15 protein-coding genes are annotated in these 19,506 nt (G+C 53.2%); 7 read left to right on the top strand and 8 right to left on the bottom strand.

Going from position 1 to position 19,506, the window contains the following annotated elements; translation table 11 throughout:
- Positions 1-2: 2 nt before the first annotated feature.
- Together NG346_RS05680 and NG346_RS05675 are read right to left on the bottom strand one after the other, a co-directional pair.
- Positions 3-1,355, bottom strand: a complete 1,353-nt coding sequence (locus NG346_RS05680; protein WP_262288434.1) for an MATE family efflux transporter — start codon at positions 1,353-1,355, stop codon at positions 3-5.
- Between the two features lie 93 nt (positions 1,356-1,448).
- The gene (locus tag NG346_RS05675; RefSeq protein ID WP_262288433.1) at positions 1,449-1,847 is read right to left on the bottom strand and encodes a hypothetical protein; all 399 of its coding nucleotides are present in this window, start codon (positions 1,845-1,847) and stop codon (positions 1,449-1,451) included.
- A 148-nt stretch (positions 1,848-1,995) separates the two neighbouring features.
- Here NG346_RS05675 and metG point away from each other — a divergent pair, with 148 nt between their 5' ends.
- On the top strand, positions 1,996-4,071 hold the full coding sequence (metG, locus tag NG346_RS05670) for a methionine--tRNA ligase (protein ID WP_262279518.1): 2,076 nt from the start codon (positions 1,996-1,998) through the stop codon (positions 4,069-4,071).
- Positions 4,072-4,352: 281 nt separating this feature from the next.
- Here metG and NG346_RS05665 read toward each other — a convergent pair whose 3' ends face one another.
- From NG346_RS05665 to NG346_RS05640, 6 genes are all read right to left on the bottom strand, one after another.
- Positions 4,353-5,228, bottom strand: a complete 876-nt coding sequence (locus NG346_RS05665) for a hypothetical protein (RefSeq protein ID WP_262279521.1) — start codon at positions 5,226-5,228, stop codon at positions 4,353-4,355.
- Between the two features lie 45 nt (positions 5,229-5,273).
- Positions 5,274-5,711, bottom strand: coding sequence for a DUF6108 family protein (locus NG346_RS05660; RefSeq protein ID WP_262279522.1), 438 nt, complete (start codon positions 5,709-5,711; stop codon positions 5,274-5,276).
- A gap of 12 nt (positions 5,712-5,723) precedes the next feature.
- A complete protein-coding gene (locus tag NG346_RS05655) occupies positions 5,724-6,188 on the bottom strand; it encodes a hypothetical protein (protein WP_262279523.1) in 465 nt (154 codons plus the stop codon).
- Positions 6,189-6,246: 58 nt separating this feature from the next.
- On the bottom strand, positions 6,247-6,717 hold the full coding sequence (locus NG346_RS05650; RefSeq protein ID WP_262279524.1) for an RNA polymerase sigma factor: 471 nt from the start codon (positions 6,715-6,717) through the stop codon (positions 6,247-6,249).
- Between the two features lie 181 nt (positions 6,718-6,898).
- Positions 6,899-7,330 (bottom strand): hypothetical protein, encoded by a 432-nt coding sequence (locus NG346_RS05645; protein WP_262279525.1) that lies wholly within the window; start codon positions 7,328-7,330, stop codon positions 6,899-6,901.
- Between the two features lie 127 nt (positions 7,331-7,457).
- Positions 7,458-7,949 carry a gamma carbonic anhydrase family protein gene (locus NG346_RS05640; RefSeq protein ID WP_262279526.1) on the bottom strand — a complete coding sequence of 164 codons (492 nt, stop codon included), beginning with the start codon at positions 7,947-7,949 and terminating at the stop codon, positions 7,458-7,460.
- A gap of 237 nt (positions 7,950-8,186) precedes the next feature.
- Here NG346_RS05640 and NG346_RS05635 point away from each other — a divergent pair, with 237 nt between their 5' ends.
- The 6 genes from NG346_RS05635 (at position 8,187) to NG346_RS05610 (ending at position 19,332) form a co-directional block, all read left to right on the top strand.
- Positions 8,187-11,297 (top strand): SusC/RagA family TonB-linked outer membrane protein, encoded by a 3,111-nt coding sequence (locus NG346_RS05635; RefSeq protein ID WP_262279527.1) that lies wholly within the window; start codon positions 8,187-8,189, stop codon positions 11,295-11,297.
- Between the two features lie 20 nt (positions 11,298-11,317).
- Positions 11,318-13,141 (top strand): RagB/SusD family nutrient uptake outer membrane protein, encoded by a 1,824-nt coding sequence (locus NG346_RS05630; RefSeq protein ID WP_262279528.1) that lies wholly within the window; start codon positions 11,318-11,320, stop codon positions 13,139-13,141.
- Positions 13,142-13,207: 66 nt separating this feature from the next.
- Positions 13,208-14,317 carry a carbohydrate-binding protein gene (locus tag NG346_RS05625; protein WP_262279529.1) on the top strand — a complete coding sequence of 370 codons (1,110 nt, stop codon included), beginning with the start codon at positions 13,208-13,210 and terminating at the stop codon, positions 14,315-14,317.
- A complete protein-coding gene (locus NG346_RS05620; RefSeq protein WP_262279530.1) occupies positions 14,314-15,771 on the top strand; it encodes a family 43 glycosylhydrolase in 1,458 nt (485 codons plus the stop codon). Before NG346_RS05625 ends, NG346_RS05620 begins: the two co-directional genes overlap by 4 nt.
- Before the next feature lie 724 nt (positions 15,772-16,495).
- A complete protein-coding gene (locus tag NG346_RS05615; RefSeq protein WP_262279531.1) occupies positions 16,496-17,620 on the top strand; it encodes an AAA family ATPase in 1,125 nt (374 codons plus the stop codon).
- Positions 17,621-17,712: 92 nt separating this feature from the next.
- Complete coding sequence (locus NG346_RS05610; protein WP_262279532.1) at positions 17,713-19,332, top strand: ATP-binding protein; 1,620 nt, start codon at positions 17,713-17,715, stop codon at positions 19,330-19,332.
- Positions 19,333-19,506: the final 174 nt, after the last annotated feature.

Here is a 19,506-nt window from a genome sequence, read left to right as displayed (position 1 = left end):
TCTCAGTCTGTCGCTTTCGTCTTTTTTATGTGGTGGTAGAGCCAGAGGAAGGCGGGGAGGAGAAAGAGGTCGGCAAAGACCCAGGCCACCGGATCGCCCAGGCACACGCCCTTGAAGGCTAAGGCCGGCACGAGCCAAAGGCTCACGCCGCAGCGTGCGATCATCTCCATCACGCCCGACATCATCGAGAGATTGGAATAGCCCAAGCCCTGGATGCTGTAGCGGAAGATGGTGAGCAGGCCAAGGGCAGGATAGAAATAGTTGGCAATGCGCATGAACATGGCGGCGTTGTCAATTACTTCCTGCTCGCCGCTCTTGACAAAGAGCATCATCATCTCGTCGGCAAAAGGATAGATGATGATCACGGTAAGCACGAAATAAACGAGCATGATGGCGATGGCATCCTTCACGCCACGGCGTATGCGGTCGAGTTTGCGCGCTCCGATGTTTTGTCCGCAATAGGTCGCCATAGCCACGCCGATGTTCTCGAAGACGCAGGTGAAGAGATATTTGATGCGCATGGCGGCAGTGAACGAAGCCACACAAACCGTTCCCAACGCATTGTTGGCACTCTGCAACATGATGATGCCAATGCCCGTGATGCTGAACTGCAAGCCCATGGGCACTCCGTTGTTAAGGAGTATCGACACACGCTTGTTGTCGTAGCGCCGTTCCTCGCCCGTGGGGATGAGCAGGCGCATCTTGCCGCGGATGTAGAGCCAGCAAAGCAGCGTGGCAAAAGCCTGCGACAAAAGAGTGGCTACTCCCGCACCGGCCACGCCCATGCCCATGACAAGGATGAGCAGCACGTCGAGGGCTATGTTGACCAAAGAAGCGATGATCAGGAAATAGAAAGGCTGCTTGGAGTTGCCCAGGGCACGGATGAACCCCGACAGCAGGTTATAGCCCATGGTGAAGGGAATGGCGAGAAACTGCAGGAAGAGAAACGTCCAGGCTTCGTGGAAGATGTCGGCCGGTGTGTTGACCAATCCGAGAATCTTCGTACAGAACATGCAGGTGAGCAGCGTGATGACTACGGCAAAGGCCACGGCAATGCGCACGGCATTGGCTACATAGCTTCGCATCTTGTGATAGTCCTTAGCACCGAAAGCCTGCGCCACAGGGATGGCAAAGCCGGCGCACGACCCGTTGCAGAAGCCCATGACCAGAAAGTTGATCGACGACGACGCGCCCACGGCAGCCAAAGCGTTCACACCGATCCACCGCCCTACGATGGCCGCGTCAATGACCTGATACATCTGCTGGAGTATATAGCCCAGCACCAGAGGCAGGGCAAAACGGAGAATGCCGCGAGCCGGTGAGCCCACGGTCATGTCATTGACATTTGTGTTCATCTGTTATCCTGTATATATAATAAGGTGTACCGGAGAAGAGCGCTCCCCGGTATCCTGCGTTTGTTATGTGACGAAGACGATGTGACGAAGACACTATTTTGCTTGCGTCATTTCTTTGATTTGTCTCATTCGCTCCTTTCGTGTCAGCGAGTACTCTCCGCTGTGGGTGTCGACATAGTCATAGAGTTGGAAAGCTTTCTCCAACAGCATCGTGCGCAACGGATCAGCCTTGTACACGCCCTCGGCATGCCACAGTCCGGCCAGCATCTCCAGCTTACCCATCCTGCGGTCAGCCTCCCACACGTCGTGAGCGTAGGCGATAGCCTCCTCCACGGTGAGGTTGCGCAGGTCGTCGTAGCTGCCGATATACTGTCGGTAGAGGTCGCGCAGCGCCACGTCGCGCTTGCCCTCCTCCTCTTTCTTTTCAAGAAAACGCTGCACGGCAGCCATAAACTCTTGAAGGATGCGGATGAAATAGTCTCGTTGTAACATAGTGCAAAGGTAGTGCAAACGAGCGGAATAGCAAAGGAAATTGCGATTTTTCCTCCATACGATCTTATGATTCATGGTCGTAACTGCCGATTTCTCAAAACCTTTTTGTAATTTTGCACCTATATAAAAATAAGTATAAGCAATCAAGATGGAAGAAAAGAAATTCAAACGTACTACTGTCACCGCTGCGCTGCCCTATGCCAACGGCGGTGTGCACATCGGTCACCTGGCCGGTGTATATGTTCCGGCTGACATCTATGTGCGCTATCTTCGCCTGAAGAAGCAGGATGTGGTCTTCATCGGCGGTAGCGACGAGCACGGAGTGCCCATCACCATTCGCGCCAAGAAAGAAGGTATCACGCCGCAGGATGTCTGCGACCGCTACCACAAGATCATTAAGGACTCGTTTAAGGAGTTCGGTATCTCGTTCGACATCTACAGTCGCACCACATCAAAGGTGCACAGCAAGCTCGCCTCTGACTTCTTCCGCAAACTCTACGACGACGGCAAGCTCATCGAGAAAGAGAGCGAGCAGCTCTACGACCCCGAGGCTAAGCAGTTCCTCGCCGACCGCTACGTCATGGGCACTTGTCCTCACTGTGGCAATCCCAACGCCTACGGCGACCAATGCGAGAAATGCGGCAGCGACCTCAGCCCTATGGAGCTCATCAATCCACACTCTACCATCAGCGGTGCCAAGCCTGAGCTGCGCAAGACCAAGAACTGGTATCTGCCGCTGAACCAATATCAGGACTGGTTGAAGCAGTGGATTCTTGAGGGCCACAAAGAGTGGCGACCGAATGTCTACGGACAGTGCAAGTCATGGCTCGACATGGATTTGCAGCCGCGCGCTATGACCCGTGACCTCGACTGGGGTATCCCCGTACCCGTAGAGGGTGCCGATGGCAAGGTGCTCTACGTCTGGTTTGACGCGCCTATCGGCTACATCTCCAACACCAAGGAGCTATGCGACGCTGAACCTGAGCGCTGGGGCTCGTGGGAGAAGTGGTGGAAAGACCCTGAGACTCGCCTTATCCATTTCATCGGTAAGGACAACATCGTGTTCCACTGCCTTATCTTCCCCGTCATGCTCAAGGCTCACGGCGGCTATATCCTTCCCGACAACGTGCCGGCCAACGAGTTCCTCAACCTTGAGAACGACAAGATCAGTACCTCACGCAACTGGGCCGTGTGGCTCGACGAATATCTGAAGGACTTCCCCGGCAAGCAGGACGTGCTGCGCTATGTGCTCACCGCCAACGCACCGGAGACCAAGGACAATAACTTCACATGGAAAGACTTCCAGGAGCGCAACAACTCGGAGCTCGTCGCCATCTACGGCAACTTCGTCAACCGTGCCCTGCAGCTTACCAAGAAATACTGGAACGGTGTGGTGCCGGCATGCGGCGAACTGCTCGACGTGGACAAGCAGGCTATCCAGGAATTCAAGGACGTAAAAGAGAAGGTGGAGCAGTATCTCGACAACTTCAAGTTCCGCGAGGCACAGAAAGAGGCCATGAACTTAGCACGCATCGGCAACAAATACATCACCGAGTGCGAGCCGTGGAAGGTGTGGAAGACTGACCCGAAGCGCGTGGAGACCATTCTCAACATCTCGCTTCAGCTCGTTGCCAACCTCGCCATTGCCTTTGAGCCGTTCTTGCCGTTCAGCTCGAAGAAGCTGCGCGAGATGATCAACCTCAAGAACTTCGACTGGGCCGAGTTGGGCAGCACGACATTGCTCGAGGCCGGTCACCAGCTCGCTGAGCCACAGCTGCTCTTCGAGAAGATCGAGGACGAGGCTATCCAGTATCAGCTCGACAAGCTCGCCGCCACGAAGAAAGCCAACGAGGCTGCCGAGGCCGCCAAGGACTACAAAGCTGAGCCTATCAAAGCCAACATCCCCTTTGACGAGTGGGAGAAACTTGACATTCGTGTGGGACACATCAAAGACTGCCAAAAGGTGAAGAAGTCCAACAAACTCCTGCAGTTCACCCTCGACGACGGCAGTGGCACGGACCGTACAATCCTCTCCGGCATTGCCAAGTTCTACAAGCCCGAGGATCTTATCGGCAAGGATGTGCTCTTCATCGCCAACCTTGCGCCTCGCAAGATGATGGGCATCGAGAGCCAGGGTATGATCCTCTCTGCCCTCAACTTCGACGGCTCGCTCAGCGTCACCACGACACTCAGCGAGGTCAAGCCGGGCTCGCAGGTAGGATAACCACAATCGCATCAACTCATATGGCAAACATCCACGCTCCGCAGTTGTCGGGGCGTGGATGTTTTGTTATAGCCGAAACATTTGGGGAATAAGAGAAAGTTTTTACTATCTTGGGCTAACAAGCACTGCCTGTGCCTATGTGTATGGCTCCGCTACTTAGTCTTTAGCTTTCAAGGTTAGGATTCATCATAAGATTTAAAAAGTTACTCCCGATCGCGCAGCTGTCTTCGGTTTCTAACCTATATTATATTCATAGACATTCATTTGAAAGGTAGGCAGATTTACAGATACACACCAAATGATAGTGTCTTGAAGTGCAAACCATAGCCGTTCTTGATGAGATCGCAGGGACTGTATTTGAAGTAGAAGTTAACGAAGGAGGGTAGATCGATGGTGGCCATAAAGTCAATGGTGACCGGCTTCACATGAGCATTGCTACTGGTGTCTTTGATTTTCTGTCCGTCAGCTTTCCATCGTGTTTTCAGGCTGCTGTGGGTGTTGAAGTTCACGACTGGTCCGAGGGAGAAGGCGAGATACTTGCTGAAGAAGTGGTAGCGCACGGGCACAGTGAGGCTGAATACCTTGATGCGTGAGAACTGTGGTGAGGCACCTTCGGGGTAGGTTCCCAGCCCGATTGTGCCGTTGTCGGACTTTATGAAGCGTGTGTCGCCCTTGATGCGATAGTTGCGCCAGTCCAAACCAAAGCCGATAGAGAACTTGTGATGACTGTTCCATGGATAGATGCCACAGTCAGCAATGAGCCACCAAAGTTCCCACGAGCTGAACGGATGGAGGTCGGCTGCCTGTGGCATTCCCGGTGCGGCGTTGAAGCCAGCGAAGAAGTTCATCGTCGTCTCAGTGGTTGGATACTTCTGGCTCTTTGTTTGTTTTCGTCCGAAAGGCCCAATGCTGAAGTTGAAATCGTTGTCGATGGTGCTCGTGCTGACGTAGTTGCTGTCGACAAGCTGGATCGAGTTGCAGTAAGCATACTTTGGATTGCCCTCTTTGCCTTGGATATAGATGGTCTGCAGCGAGTCACTGGTGATGACGGTGACCTTTGTCGGCTTGTTCACCACGAGTGTGTCCTGCGGTGTGTTGTTGCGGGCTTGTGCCATGAAAGGAAGCGAGGCCGCTAAGAAAAGCATTGCGATTTTCATATTTCTTCTGTTTTTAGATGTTCTTGATAGGGTTTGACTTATTGATCATTTGATGAGTTTCCTCAGTTCGTCGATGCTGCTCACCGAGCCTTCCATATACACGAGCGTGATGGACCAATGGCCTTTGCTCCTGTTGGTAAGGTAGCACAGATAGCGGTGGGTACGCCCTTGCGGAGGCAGACAGAGGATAAGTGACGATGTATGCCCCTTTCGACGTAGTTCCGTGCCGGTGGCTTGTGCTTTGTCTTGTGTCACAAGATGATCCATTGTAGTCTTCTGTTGAGCATTCGCCTTGAAGCGTACGCTGTGGTAGAAGGTCAGCCGATAGGTGCTTAGGGCTTTTCCCCGTACCTTCACCTCCACGGTCTGATCCTGCGGTACGATCTGCCCTGTGAAGGCCGCATTGGTGTGCAGCCCCTTTTGTGCCAGCGCGAAAAGTGGTAGCAAAAGGGCAAGCAGCGCAAAGATGATTCTCCTTTTCATATCGTTGAGTGTTTATTTATTGTTATCAGTCATCAGCACATCGTGCAGTTGGTCGTCGATGCCGTTGTCGCCCTCAATGCCCACGGCTTTCATCGTCTGGGTCATCTCGGCGTGGATGGCTGCCTTGTCAGTGATCTTCTGTCCATAGACGATAGCCACGCAATAGTTTTGCTGGTGGTTGACATAGAGTGCGGCTGAGACGACGAAGAGGGTCAGCAGCGTGGCAGCCACAGCGGTCAGCCATGGGCGGAAACGTATGTGGCGTGGCGCGGGCTTGTATTGCTTTTCTGACTTTTGCTGTTTGCCGAGTCCGTCGAGGCTCTCCAGTCCCAGAAACAGCTCCCGCATGGGTCCCAGGTCTCTGGCAACAGTGTTGCCCCGGAAGTAAGCGTAGAGCTCATGCTCTTCGGCGAGTGTGGTGTCGCCATCCATGAATTTCTCCACCATGCGGTGGATGTCTCTATCTGATGTTTTCATTGTCATACCTGATATATTGTTGTTTTGTCTCTCTACACCTTATTATATATAGCGCATCTCATGCTTCTTTCATCATCTTGAGCATCATTGTGCGCAAAGCTTGTCGTGCTCGGCTCAGGCACTTTCGTACGGCAGGCTCTTTCATACCCATGAGCTGAGCCACCTGTGCCATCTCCATGCCGTTGATATGTCTGAGCTGTAACACCGTCTGCTGCATGGGTGGCAAGAGTTTGATGAGTTTCATCATCGTCTCCACCCGTTGGTCCTGCTCTTCATCGACCGCTATGTCGTGACCGTCAAGGGCTACGGTGATGTGGCGGCGACGCAGCACGTCGATGCAGTGGTTGCGCAGCAGCGTTTGCGCCAGCGCGTTGAAGGGTGTCCGCAGGTCGTCGGCCATCTGCCACAGCCTCACGAGCGTCACCTCCACAGCGTCCTCGCCGTCGGCTTCGCCTAAGTAGCGTATGGCCGTCCGGCACAGTCCCGGGCGGATACGCTTTACTTCCTGTTGATATTCCTCGATGGTCATCTTTTCTTTTCCTTTTCAACAAAGATACGCAAACCCTACGGATTTGTGACAAAAAAGAGAGAAAGTTCGTAACACGGTTTACGTAATTGTCGTTAATTCCAAAAGGTCTGTATAAACTTAGCAATCTCTTTCTCGTTTACGGCTATGAGAGTCAGAAGTATTCCTATAGCCGTTTTGGAGATTATTGGTTTTCCGCCGGTGAGCAGGTCATCCGGAAAAAGTGCTTGCGGATGATCCAGATACGCAGGAGCCAAAGGAAGAAAAAGCCGTTGCTCGCAATCTCATAGACGATGTCCCAATAGTTGCCAAAGTCGAAGAACCACTTGAGAACCCATAGCATCAGATCGAGGTTGAACAGCCAGTTCCACCAGCGCTCGCGGTCGCCGAAGGTTAGCGTGAGCGTCTCGCCTTCCGCAATGTGCACCTGCGCGGTGCTCTCGATGAACTTATAGGCCGAGCGGACGGTGACGGCATAGTCGCCCTGCGGCAATGCCACGCGCACATTGTCGTTACCCCGCATCAGTCCCAGCATTTGTCCATTGATCAGCAAATAATGGGGTAGGGGAATTCTCTGTTTCCTTTCCGGCTTAATCAGCAATACAGATCTCTTCATCGTCGCCGTTCATCATTCAATACTCAACAGTGGACCTTGATTTCATTCATCATACAACATACATCATTCAACATTCAATAGTGAATATTGATTTCATTCATCATTCAACACTCAACATTCATCATTCTCAATACCATTCTTTGATGGTGAGATAGTTCTTAGCATATTCCTCTGCTTGTCCGAGGGCAGTCTTCTTGATGAATCGCGCAGGAATGCCACCCCATATCTCTCCGTCAGGAATCTTTGTACCACCGACGACAACTGCGCCAGCTGCCACAATGCTCCCCCTTCCAACCTCCGCATGGTCAAGCACTACAGCGTTCATGCCGATGAGCGCGCCGTCGTGGATTGTGGCAGCATGGACGACTGCTCCGTGTCCCAGGCTGACGTCGTTGCCCAGAACTGCGGCACCGCCGGCCGTCTGATGGATACATGCCAAGTCCTGCACATTGCAGCGGTCACCCATCACGATCTTGTCGACATCGGCGCGAAGCACGGCACCAAACCAAATGCTACAGTCGTTGCCCATGGTGATGTCGCCTGCCAATGTAGCGTTGTCGGCAATCATACAACGCTCGCCCCACACAGGGCTCTTTCCTTTTACTGTGATCTTCAACATGGTCTTTGTTTTTCTCAATGCAAAGATAATCATTTCCGTGGAATTATCGTTTCCTGAGTGCTATATATATTATAAGGTGTGGTGATAGCCTCAAAAGGAGACAAAAAGCAAAAAAGATGGCTTCCACAATGTTTCATAAAGTTTTTGTAACATAGCAGAAACATGCGTGAACGAATAAACACTAACTTTGCCCAAAATTTCAACCTAATAATTATCATAAACTTAAAACTACCGCTAATGCAAAGTATTAGAATGATGGAGAAGAAAGGGCTTGCCCTGTTCTTGCTCAGCTTGAGTTCAGTGGCTGGTTTCGCACAATCCCAGATCAGGGGTAATGTGAAAGACTCGAACGGTGAGCCGATCCTTGGCGCTACAGTCAAGGTCAATGGCTCAAAGGTAGCCACAGTCACGGACTTGGACGGTAACTTCATGGTGAATGCCAAGCCCGGCTCTACGATTACCATTTCTTATGTGGGCTTTGAGACCCAGACAGTGACCGTTAAAGGCACCAACCTTGTACCTATCGTATTAAAGGAAGACGACCGGACGCTCAATGATGTGGTGGTCATCGGTTATGGTGTGCAGAAGAAGAGCGACCTGACCGGTGCCGTGGCTTCGGTGAGCGGCGACGCCATCAAGAACCTCTCCACGACCGATGCCGGTGCTGCCCTGCAAGGCAAGGTCACAGGTGTGCAGATCATCAACAGTGGCGCACCGGGTGCCGGTGCCGAGATCCGTGTGCGTGGCTACGGCTCCAACGGTAACAACGCTCCTTTGCTCATCGTTGATGGTTTGAAGGTCGACAACATCCAGTATCTCGATCCCTCGCTCATCCAGTCTGTGGAAGTGCTGAAGGATGCCGCTTCTGCTGCTATCTACGGTGCAGAGGCTGGTAATGGTGTGGTGCTGATCACCACGCGCAATGGTTCCAACAGCGGTGGCACGGCCCATATCAGCTACTCGCTGAAGGCTGTCAACCAGAGTCTTGGCAAGAAAGCCGACCTCTTCGACGCACCGGAGTATATTGCCTATCACAAGTATTTGGGCGACATCACCGACGCACTCTTGGAGTCGAACAACTACAATGGACAAAACACCAACTGGTATAAAGAGGTGTTCAACAACAGTTGGAGTGTAGAGCACAACGTCACCGTAGAGGGCGGCAACAACAAGGGACACATCCTCGCAGCACTGGGCATCCTCAACGACGACGGTATCGTCAAGGGCAAGAAGGATGTCTACAAGCGCTTCACCGCACAGCTCAATGCCGATTACAAGTTCTTCGACTGGTTCAACATCACCAGCAACACCTCTGTGGAGAAGTGGAGCACCAAGTCGCTGACCAACGGCTATCAGTCGTTCCTCAACTCTGTTGTCTCCATCGACCCGCTGACTCCTGCCTATATCACCAGTCTTGACGACATGCCCACCACGATGCGCACCAAGTGGGAATCGCCCGACCACGGCGGCGTGACCACGCCTCCCGGTTTTGATGAGGCCCATCCTGTTTGGTACGGTACATCGAAGTATATCGAGGAAGCCACAGCCAACCCGTTGGCTATGCGCGACCGCCAGAATGCCAGCAACAAAGGCATCAACGTACGCGGTACTTTCACTGCCAACCTTATCCCGGTGAAGTGCCTTACCATCACCTCACGTCTCGGTTATCAGATCACACAGAGCAACAGCCACAGCTATAACGGACCTTTCTGGCTCAATACGCTGTCACAGAGCGACCAGTACACCATATCTGCCGGTACCAACACCGGACTGTACTATCAGTGGGAGAACTTTGCCAACTTCACAAAGAGCTTCGGCAAGCACAATGTCAATGCGATGATCGGTATGTCGTTTACGAAAAACCGTACCGACAACTCCAGTCTCTCATCGGCAGATACCAAGCAGATTCTTGAAGGCGATGCAGCTCCGCTTTTCCAGTACATCAACTTCCTGAACTCCAACGGTAAGGCGAAGCTGAAAGGCTCTAACCTTCCGACGATCAACACCCACTTGTCTTACTTCGGTCGTCTGAGCTACAACTACGACCAGCGCTACTTCTTCCAGTTCAATATCCGTCGCGATGCCTTTGACAGTTCCAAGCTCTCAAAGGAGAACCGCTGGGGTACCTTCCCTTCTCTGTCGCTGGGTTGGGCGATCAGCAACGAGAAATTCTTCCGCGACGCTGTGAGCACAGACGCTGTCTCCTTCCTCAAGATCCGTGGATCATGGGGACGTAACGGTAACGTGAGTGTGCTCAACAACTATCAGTGGGCTTCCACCATCAGCGTTGGCGGTTACTACAATTTCACCGACGATGCCACCACAGCGGCAACGCTTTCCAACTTCCCCAATCCTAAGCTGACTTGGGAGACCGCCGAGCAGTATGACTTGGGCCTCGATGCCCGCTTCCTCAACGACCGGCTGACGCTGGGCTTCGACTGGTATCGTAAGACCACGAAGGATCAGCTCATCAAGGTACACCTCAGTCCGGAGCTTGGCTTCGCTGATGCCTACGTCAACTCTGGTGAGATTCTCAACACCGGTATCGACTTGGATCTGGGATGGAAAGACCATATCGGCGACCTGAAATACAGTGTCAGCGCCAACGTGTCGACCTTGAAGAACGAGGTGAAGAAGATGAGTCCGATTTTGCCACGCTACGACGAGGTGGGTATCAACGGATTCAACAACAAGCTGAACCCCTCTTTGGAGACCGGACATCCCATGTGGTATTTCCGCGGTTTCAAGTATGCCGGCGTAGATCCCGAGACCGGCGGTGCCCTCTATTACGACAAGGACGGACAGATCACCAACGCGCCGACCGACAACGACAAGCAGGATCTCGGTTGCGCACTGCCTAAGGTCACCTATGGCATCACCCTCAACCTGGAATACAAGGGCTTTGACTTCACAGTCTTCGGTACCGGTGCCGCTGGCAACAAGATCTACAACCTCATGGTCTCTGCCGACCGTCCGCTGATCAATGGCATCGACACCTATTGGAAAGACTCCTGGAAGCAGAAGGGCGACCACAGCAAGTATCCCGACATGAAGCAGGTGGCTACCGACTGGACATTCTTCAGCTCCGACGCTGCCATCTTCAGCGGTGCTTACTTCAAGTTCAAGCAGATACAGCTCGGCTATACCCTGCCACAGCGCATCACCAAAAAGTTCATGGTCAACGCGCTCCGCTTCTCTGTCTCTCTTGACGACTTCTTCACCATCACCAGCTATCCTGGCGCCGATCCCGAGACCTCATCACTCAACAGCGGTGTGTCGCGTGGCTTCGACAACGGCAACTATCCTATGTCCAAGAAGGTGGTCTTCGGTGTAAACGTTACATTCTAATGATTTAAAACGAAACAACAATGAACAAACATATAATTCCATTGTTCGCGCTGCTTGTCGGCGTGGCAGCATTCTCCTCCTGCGAAGATCAGCTGGATATCCCTCAGAAGGGTGTGACGAGTGAGAGTGAATTCTATAAGACTGACGCCGATTGCGCTAAGGCGCTGGCATCAGCTTACGAGGGCTTTATGGTCAACACTCTGGGACGTACCACGGTAAGCGGCGGTCCGGGCATCTACACGCCGGCGCGAGTGCTGGCCAACGACCCGGGCGACGACGTGCTCTACGGTGGTGGCAACTATGGCGACCATGAGTTTGGCGGTGCCGTCAACCAGTTCCGCTACTTGAGCAATCCCGAAGCCATTAACTTTCACTACAAGGGTCTCTATCTCTCGGTGCACAGCGACAACCTCGTCATCGAGAAGTTCAAGGAATCGCCGACTGCCTATCAGAAACAGGCCATTGCAGAGGCACGCGTGCTCAGGGCTTACAACTTCTTCCTGTTGTCGTGTTACTGGGGCCAGCCGCCTCTTGTCGACCACTTGCTCGGAGCCAACGACTTGCCTTCCAACAGCGAGATGACCCAGCAACAGTATTTCGAGTGGGTCGCCAAAGAGTGCCAGGAAGCAGAGCCCGACCTGACAGAGCGCAAGAGCACGGCGGACAAGTTTGGTGCTTATCGCGTCACCAAGGGCTTCGCCCAAGCATTGGCCGGCAAAGCTCTGTTGTTTGCCAAGAAGTACGACCAGGCTAAGGCTGAGTTCAAAAAAGTCATCGACTCCGGCAAATATGCGTTGGTGCCCGGCAGTCAGTTTGCCAATCTCTTCCATGTCGAGGGCGACGGTGCGCCGGAGAAGATCTTTGAGATCAACATGCGCTACAATCCTGCGGCAGGTGACTGGAGCACGGGTCAGGGACTGGGCTATATTAATCATTCCACGTGGATGGAGTCCAACTGCTTTAACTGGCGCGCCGGCAACTTTGTTGTCAATCCTGCAGGTGTCTACTGTGGCCTCGACGGTTGGGGCTCTATCGGTGTTCCGGAGTGGTTTGGCAATGCTTTCCACGACAACGACGGCGATTCGCCGCGTTTCAAGGCCACGCTCATACATGTCGATGACGCGGTCTATCAGACCTCGGGTATTGAGGGCATGAAATACCAGAACGACGAGCTGAACAATATGCCGCTCGAAGAGAAGAAGACATCAAAAGAGATTGGCATCAAGGATCCTACCCAGGGACTCTATTGCCAAAGCTTCTATCTGCCGCTCAAACTGTTGATGCGTGCCAGCGACACCGATGACGGCGGCGTACACGGCAATAATCTCCGACTGAACAACATCATCGTCATGCGCTATGCCGAGGTGCTTCTCGACTATGCCGAGTGCTGTCTGCAGACCGGCGACAACGCTGAGGCAAAGAAGTATGTCAACATGATCCAGGAGCGTGCCGGTTCCAAGACCATCAGCGCCAATGTTGACATGGAAGTGTTGAAGAAAGAGAAGATGTTTGAAATGTGGTTTGAAGGCTGCCGCTTCCAGGATATTCTCCGATGGAACGACCAAGCCGGTCTGGCCCGCTTGAAGGAAGCAGGCAAGCAGGTGCCCCACCTCTTCGACAAGCTCTTCCGCCCTGTGCAGTCGGGCGACGAGAATGTTGTATGGGAGCATGGCACGGAAGCCAACAGCCGTTTCTACATCACCCATACCCACGAGGCTATGGACAAGGGATTCAAGGTCGGTTTTGAGGACAAGGACCGTCTGTTCCCTTATCCTTCCGATGTGATCGACATGAATCCTAATCTGAAGCAGAACCCGGGATGGGAGAGTGCTTCTACAAAGTAGTCTTCCTATCGTGATGGCCTCCTCCGCGTGCGCGGAGGAGGCTTTGCGCTTTTCTTTACTCAACAGATGAATTCTTCTCTCTCTTATTATTTAGGTTTGCTCGCGGTGACATTGTTGCCCACTGCCGCACTGTCACAGACGGTATCGCCTGCCACCGACCGTCTGGTGATGGGCAACAGCCGCGAGATGTCGGCCGGAGTGACCGTCGGCACTGCCGACGGCGATGAACACCATCTGAGCCGATACGCTTCTCTGCCGGGAAAAGGCAGCTGGCTGCGCTATGGTAGCGTGGACTTCACGCCTCTGACCGACGCTTATCTCGTGCTGAGCGTGCGGGCTCGTGACAATGCCGAACTGCTCGTGCATGAGGGCAGCACCAAGGGCAAGGTCATCGCGCGGGTGGACATTGTCGTGAAAGGTGGCGGCGGTCCGTTCCGTCGCGACTACAGTGGGCAGTGGATGTCATTGGCGGTGCCTTTGCTCCATACGCCGCGGGGCATTGCCGACATCGTGCTGACCTGCAAGGATACCGGTGTGGATGTAGGCTGGCTGCGCTTCAAGAACCGGCCAAAGTATTTTGCTCCGGTCACGTCAGCAGCGTTGCGTCCCGATGACCAAGGCTATCTGCGTCGCTGGCTGCTGCTGGAGCCCATCCGTCAGGACATCCGCTCCAACGTGGTCTTCACCGACAGCTATCTGCAAAAGGCCTTCAGCAAGGAATATTTCAAAGGGCAGATGACCCGGTTGCCGCGCGACGGTCAGCAAGTGCGGGTTGGCGACCAAAGGCTGAAATGGCACGCGCTCGACAGTGAAAACTACAACGTACGTCTCTTCCGCTTTGCCGAGCGGTGGGGGCAACAGACCTACGGCTCGCTCTTCTGGGCCGTGACAGTCATCGACAGCCCACGGGAGATCAGGGATGTAAGGCTGTCTGTCGGTTCCAACGGCGCCTCGTCGTGGTGGCTCAACGGTGATCATGTGCTCACCCTTGAAGGCGACCGACGCATGGTAGAGGACGACGCACGGTCGGGGCGGCTCACGCTTCGGGCGGGTCGCAACATTCTGCGCTGTGCCGTCATCAACGGTCCGGGACTCAGCGATTTCTGTGCCCGCTTCCTCGATGACGAGGGCCATGCTGTTGTAGAACCACTAACGCTAATCCTTCCGAAGAAATGAAAAAACTCTATACTCTCTTGGCTTTGACCGCTATGACGGCCTCGGCCTTTGCCCAAGCCGGTGCTCCCTATATCCACGACCCGTCGACACTGGCCGAATGCGGCGGTAAGTACTACACGTTCGGAACGGGGGGCGGCGGACTGATCTCTGACGACGGATGGGCATGGCACGGTGGAGCCGTGCGTCCAGGTGGCGGCGCGGCTCCCGACGTGATGAAGATTGGTGACCGTTACCTTATTATATATGGTGCTACGGGCGGCGGACTCGGTGGCGGACACAATGGCCGCATCCTCACGATGTGGAACAAGACGCTCGACCCGAAGTCGCCCGACTTCCGGTTCTCCAAGCCGGTGGAGGTCTGCTCGTCCGATGGCTTGGAAGACCAGGACGCCATCGATCCCTGTCTCTTCCTTGACCCGAATACCGGTCGGCTGTGGGTGACCTACGGCACCTATTTCGGCAGTATCCGACTCATAGAACTCGATCCGGCGACAGGCCGGCGCGTTGCCGGCAACAAGGAGCGCGACATTGCCATCGACTGCGAGGCCACGGATCTCATCTATCGCGACGGATGGTACTATCTGCTTGGCACGCACGGCACCTGCTGCGACGGGCCAAACTCCACCTACAACATCGTGGTGGGACGGTCGCGCAACGTGGAAGGTCCCTATCTCGACAACATGGGCCGTGACATGCTCTACGGTGGCGGCCGTATGGTCGTTGCCGCCGGTGACCGCAAGTACGGTCCGGGACATTTCGGCCGTACCATCGTAGACAAGGGCGTGGAGGTGATGTCGTGCCATTTCGAGGCGGATCTCGACCGTAGCGGGCGCAGTGTCTTGGGCATCCTGCCACTGCTCTGGCACAATGGCTGGCCGGTGGCGGGGAAGCCTTTCCGCGGTGGCGACTACGAGATTGCCTCCGAGCGGCGTGGCTATTCTTTGGAGCTGGCTGTGGACTTCGTCAGGATGGAGCGTGACATCGAGCCGTTTTTCCGCATTGATCCCAACAGTCCTGTGAAGCGACTGGACTGTCAGAAGCTTGACGAGGTGGAGCCGTCGTGGCCCAAGGGCAACATTCGCGTGCGCTGCAGCGACTATATGTTCCGGCCCAATCAGCTGTGGACAATAGTGGCGGTACCCGAGAAGGGCGGCTACCTGAGTGCTCCTTATTTCAAGATCATGATTCGCGGTACACACCGGGCTTTGGCGGCTACCGCCGACAAAGAGTTGACAACTGTGTCGGAATATGGGGGCGCTGACAATCAGCTATGGCGTATCGAGCAGTTGACCGATGGCACGTATCGCATCATGCCCAAGGCCATTCCCGGCATGAAAGGCGACAACACCCGCTACTGCCTCTATTCCGCCGGTGACAGCACGCCGACGCTCGCGCCCTACGACTGCGACAGCGATAACTCGAAATGGCGTCTCGAACCGGTCGGAGATCTTTAGGCCGTCTATTCAATTCATGGGCATTCCGTCTCAACAGAATGCCCATGAAGCTTATTTACGTGATTTTAGGAGAGTGAGCTCAGATCTTATGGTTTAAGAACGCTTGTTGAGAAAACTGACATTTTTCCGGCCAAATGCAGGCGATTCTCAAAAATAAGAAGCTCCTCGCCCGAATTTTGCGAATTTCAAGTGTGCTATCGTAAGGTGTTGAAATACAGAATGATACTGAGATTTCTCTGTGATTGTGCAAAAAAGAAGCAGCTTAGCCTCTGATAAAACAATACAAAAGTGGCATCAAAGTACCTTTTTGTGTCTGTCATCTCAGTGGTTTCACCTGGTCATCTCAGTGGTTTCACCTGGTCATCTCAGTGATTTGACCCGATAAAACCACTGAGATGACAGGCACAGACAAGTGTTTTCTTCATTTCACCTCACAATTTTGTGCTTTTTACCTCGATTTTCTCTTTTTCCTCCTTTTACCTTTTTCCAGATGGTGACATCGTGTTGATGATGTTTTGTAAAGTTAGTTCTTGCTATTTTGTGCGTGCTTCTCTGCGAGAGTGAGAACAAGTGCTCTATGTGAGAAGGTTGTTTATACGGCAAAGATACCCATTTACGCATTGAAACCTCGCAGATTTTTTGGAGATATGGAATAATTTTACGAACTTTGCGTTACGGAAAGTCCGTAACGATGTTTACGTAATCACCGTTAATTCTAACTGTCATGAAGAAGTTAAGCAACCCTTTTCTCGTCTATGGCTATGAGAGTCCGGAGTATTTCTGCGACCGCGAGGCAGAGACTGCGCAACTGATCTCTGACTTGAACAATGGTTGGAATATTACGCTTTTCTCGCCCCGCCGCATGGGTAAAACGGGACTTATCAAGAATGTCTTTTACCGACTTCAACACGAGGCGAAGGATGCGGTGTGCATCTACGTCGACATCTTTGGCACCAACGACTTATCTGACTTTGTGCAAACGTTTGGCACTGCCATTCTCACTGCTATGCTCTCCAAAGGCGAGAAGGCTTTGCGCCGTGCCATGCAGTTCTTCGCTGCATGGCGGCCTGTGGTGAGCATGGACCCGATGACGGGCGAGCCTTCGGTGTCGGTGACACTGGAGTCGAGGGATAGCACGGTGGACCTCAAGCAGATCTTCGATCTCATGAAAGACTCCGGCAAGCAGATTTATGTGGCTATTGACGAGTTTCAGCAGATCATGTCCTATCCGGAGAAAGGTGTAGAGGCTCAACTGCGCTCCTACATACAGTTTTTGCATAATGCGCATTTCATCTTTTCGGGCAGCAAACGCCACTTGATGGCCGACATCTTCCTTTCGCCTAACCGACCCTTCTTCCAAAGCACGCGTCTGATGGAACTGCAAGCTATTGATGAGGCTCCTTATTACACGTTTGCGAGTCGCTTCTTCCGTCAGCAAGGGCATCAACTCGATAAGGATGTCTTTCACTATGTATATAACGTGCTGGAGGGTCACACGTGGTACGTGCAGAGCGTGCTCAAGCAACTCTATGCCGACGGTGAGGATGTCGTGACCGAACGCCAGGCTGATGAGGCCATCAGACAACTGGTGCAGGACAACAATGCCTATTACGAGACGATCTTTTCGTTGCTGCCCGAGAAACAGCAAAAACTGCTCGACGCCATTGCCCATGAGGGACATGTCTCAGCGCCGAACAGCGGACAGTTCATCGCTCGCTACCGGTTGACAAGTGCCAGCAGCGTGAGCAGTTCACTGAAGAGTCTGACCGATAAGGAACTGGTGTATAAGTCTCCTGCCGGCTACCAAGTCTATGACCGCTTCTTTGGGTTGTGGCTGTCCCGGCGATGAGCAGGGAGACTACTGGTCCTTTTTCAGGCTTATTCCTTTGCGTTCTGCGGAATATTTCCTATATTTGCAATCGGTAATAACAGCAGTAGAAGATGAACTATCCAATAGGCATACAAGACTTCGCAAAGTTACGTGAGAACGATTTTGTCTATGTCGACAAGACGGACATGGTGTTCGATATAACTAAGAATGATGGCGTCTATTTCCTCAGTCGCCCCAGGCGCTTTGGCAAGTCGCTGTTGGTGTCTACTATCAAATACTATTTTGAGGGGCGCCATGATCTGTTCAAGGGCTTGAAGATAGAGAGCTTAGAGAAGAAATGGGAGACTTATCCGGTCTTCGAAATCGACTTCAATGGTTCCAACTACACTGAGGCGGATGCCCTGGAGCAGACGCTCAATGGCTATTTGATCAAGTGGGAACAGCAATATGGCGTGAAGCCAGCTACTGACCAGCCTGGCCGGCGCCTGGCCGACGTGCTGCATCAAGCTCATGTACAGACGGGTAAGACCTGTGTGGTGCTCGTTGACGAATACGACAAACCCATGCTTGACGCGATGGACACGGGATTGAAAACCCGTGTCGGTGACAACGAGATGCTCATTGAGGATCATAACCGTGAGACGCTCAAGGCATTCTATTCCGTCTTCAAGCTTGCCGACGCCGACCTGCGCTTCGTGTTCCTCACGGGCGTCACCAAGTTTGCGCAGGTGAGCGTGTTCTCGGGATTCAACAATGCACAAGACATCAGCATGTCTCCTCGCTTTGATGCCATTTGTGGCATTACCACAGAAGAGTTGAACTCCGTCTTTGCGCCAGCCATCGAAGAACTGGCCAACGCAAATGCGGTTTCCGTTGCAGAGACGAAATCTCAACTTAAACAACGATATGACGGGTATCACTTCAGTAAAGGGATGACTGACATCTATAATCCATTCTCCTTGCTGAATACCTTTAAAAGTGAGGATGCAAGGGACTACTGGTTCGCTTCTGGTACGCCGAGCTATCTGATGCGACTGCTCGCCCACAGCAATGAGGACATCCAGGGCATCATTGCCCGCAGCTATGAGGCTCAAGAATTTGTGGATTATCGCGCTACAGTGGAGGCGCCCGTGCCGATGATCTATCAGAGTGGTTATCTCACCATCAAGGGTTACAACCGTGAGGACGAGGAGTACAAGCTCGACTTCCCCAACCACGAGGTTGCTTCGGGCTTTCTTGCCATCCTTGCCTCAGGCTATTTCCATACGCCTACAGAACCTAACAGCTGGGCCAACAAACTGAAGAAAGCCCTGCATCATGGCAAGCCGGAGGACTTCCGCAATCTGTTGGACGACTTCTTGGCGAGCATTCCCTATTCTGTGCGTGAGAGCAACAGTGAGAAGAGCCATGAGCGGCAGTTCCAGTACACAGTATATCTGATCATGCGTCTGATCGGCAGTTGCCGTAATACGGTTTACCATGAGAAGGCAACGTCGAAGGGCCGCGCCGACTGCGTGATAGAGACACCGCGCTATGTCTATATCTTTGAGTACAAGCTCGACCGTCCTGCCGCCGAGGCTATGGCACAGATCTCTGACCGCGGCTATGCCGAGCCTTACGCCCACGATGGTCGCCCGGTCTATGCCATCGCCTGCTCGTTCTCGTCAGAGACTGGAACCATCAGCGACTGGATGGTGAAGCAGATGGTTGGGGCTACGAGGGTGGAATGACTCAGCTGTCTGCATAAGAGATCTACATAAATAAGGTGTAGTAGTCAGACGGAAAGCTTCAATATATCCTAAGTAAATGCCCACACGCCAAACGCGCAAGCCCCCATTGGACTGATTGTCCAATGGGGGCTTGCTATTGATAGTTGACTGGCAAGCCACCATCGTGAGACGATG

Source organism: Hallella absiana, assembly GCF_025457485.1.
GTDB lineage: Bacteria > Bacteroidota > Bacteroidia > Bacteroidales > Bacteroidaceae > Prevotella > Prevotella absiana.
Note: the sequence above shows the minus strand (reverse complement) of the source record. Positions and strands in the feature narration are given on the sequence as shown.

Bases quoted from the DNA above. Each gene is read 5' to 3' on its own strand.
- NG346_RS05630 (WP_262279528.1), top strand. From the start codon at position 11,318: ATGAACAAACATATAATTCCATTGTTCGCGCTGCTTGTCGGCGTGGCA.
- NG346_RS05615 (WP_262279531.1), top strand. From the start codon at position 16,496: ATGAAGAAGTTAAGCAACCCTTTTCTCGTCTATGGCTATGAGAGTCCG.
- NG346_RS05660 (WP_262279522.1), bottom strand. From the start codon at position 5,711: ATGAAAAGGAGAATCATCTTTGCGCTGCTTGCCCTTTTGCTACCACTT.
- NG346_RS05645 (WP_262279525.1), bottom strand. From the start codon at position 7,330: ATGAAGAGATCTGTATTGCTGATTAAGCCGGAAAGGAAACAGAGAATT.
- NG346_RS05655 (WP_262279523.1), bottom strand. From the start codon at position 6,188: ATGAAAACATCAGATAGAGACATCCACCGCATGGTGGAGAAATTCATG.
- NG346_RS05620 (WP_262279530.1), top strand. From the start codon at position 14,314: ATGAAAAAACTCTATACTCTCTTGGCTTTGACCGCTATGACGGCCTCG.
- metG (WP_262279518.1), top strand. From the start codon at position 1,996: ATGGAAGAAAAGAAATTCAAACGTACTACTGTCACCGCTGCGCTGCCC.
- NG346_RS05610 (WP_262279532.1), top strand. From the start codon at position 17,713: ATGAACTATCCAATAGGCATACAAGACTTCGCAAAGTTACGTGAGAAC.
- NG346_RS05640 (WP_262279526.1), bottom strand. From the start codon at position 7,949: ATGTTGAAGATCACAGTAAAAGGAAAGAGCCCTGTGTGGGGCGAGCGT.
- NG346_RS05675 (WP_262288433.1), bottom strand. From the start codon at position 1,847: ATGTTACAACGAGACTATTTCATCCGCATCCTTCAAGAGTTTATGGCT.
- NG346_RS05635 (WP_262279527.1), top strand. From the start codon at position 8,187: ATGCAAAGTATTAGAATGATGGAGAAGAAAGGGCTTGCCCTGTTCTTG.
- NG346_RS05680 (WP_262288434.1), bottom strand. From the start codon at position 1,355: ATGAACACAAATGTCAATGACATGACCGTGGGCTCACCGGCTCGCGGC.
- NG346_RS05650 (WP_262279524.1), bottom strand. From the start codon at position 6,717: ATGACCATCGAGGAATATCAACAGGAAGTAAAGCGTATCCGCCCGGGA.
- NG346_RS05625 (WP_262279529.1), top strand. From the start codon at position 13,208: ATGAATTCTTCTCTCTCTTATTATTTAGGTTTGCTCGCGGTGACATTG.
- NG346_RS05665 (WP_262279521.1), bottom strand. From the start codon at position 5,228: ATGAAAATCGCAATGCTTTTCTTAGCGGCCTCGCTTCCTTTCATGGCA.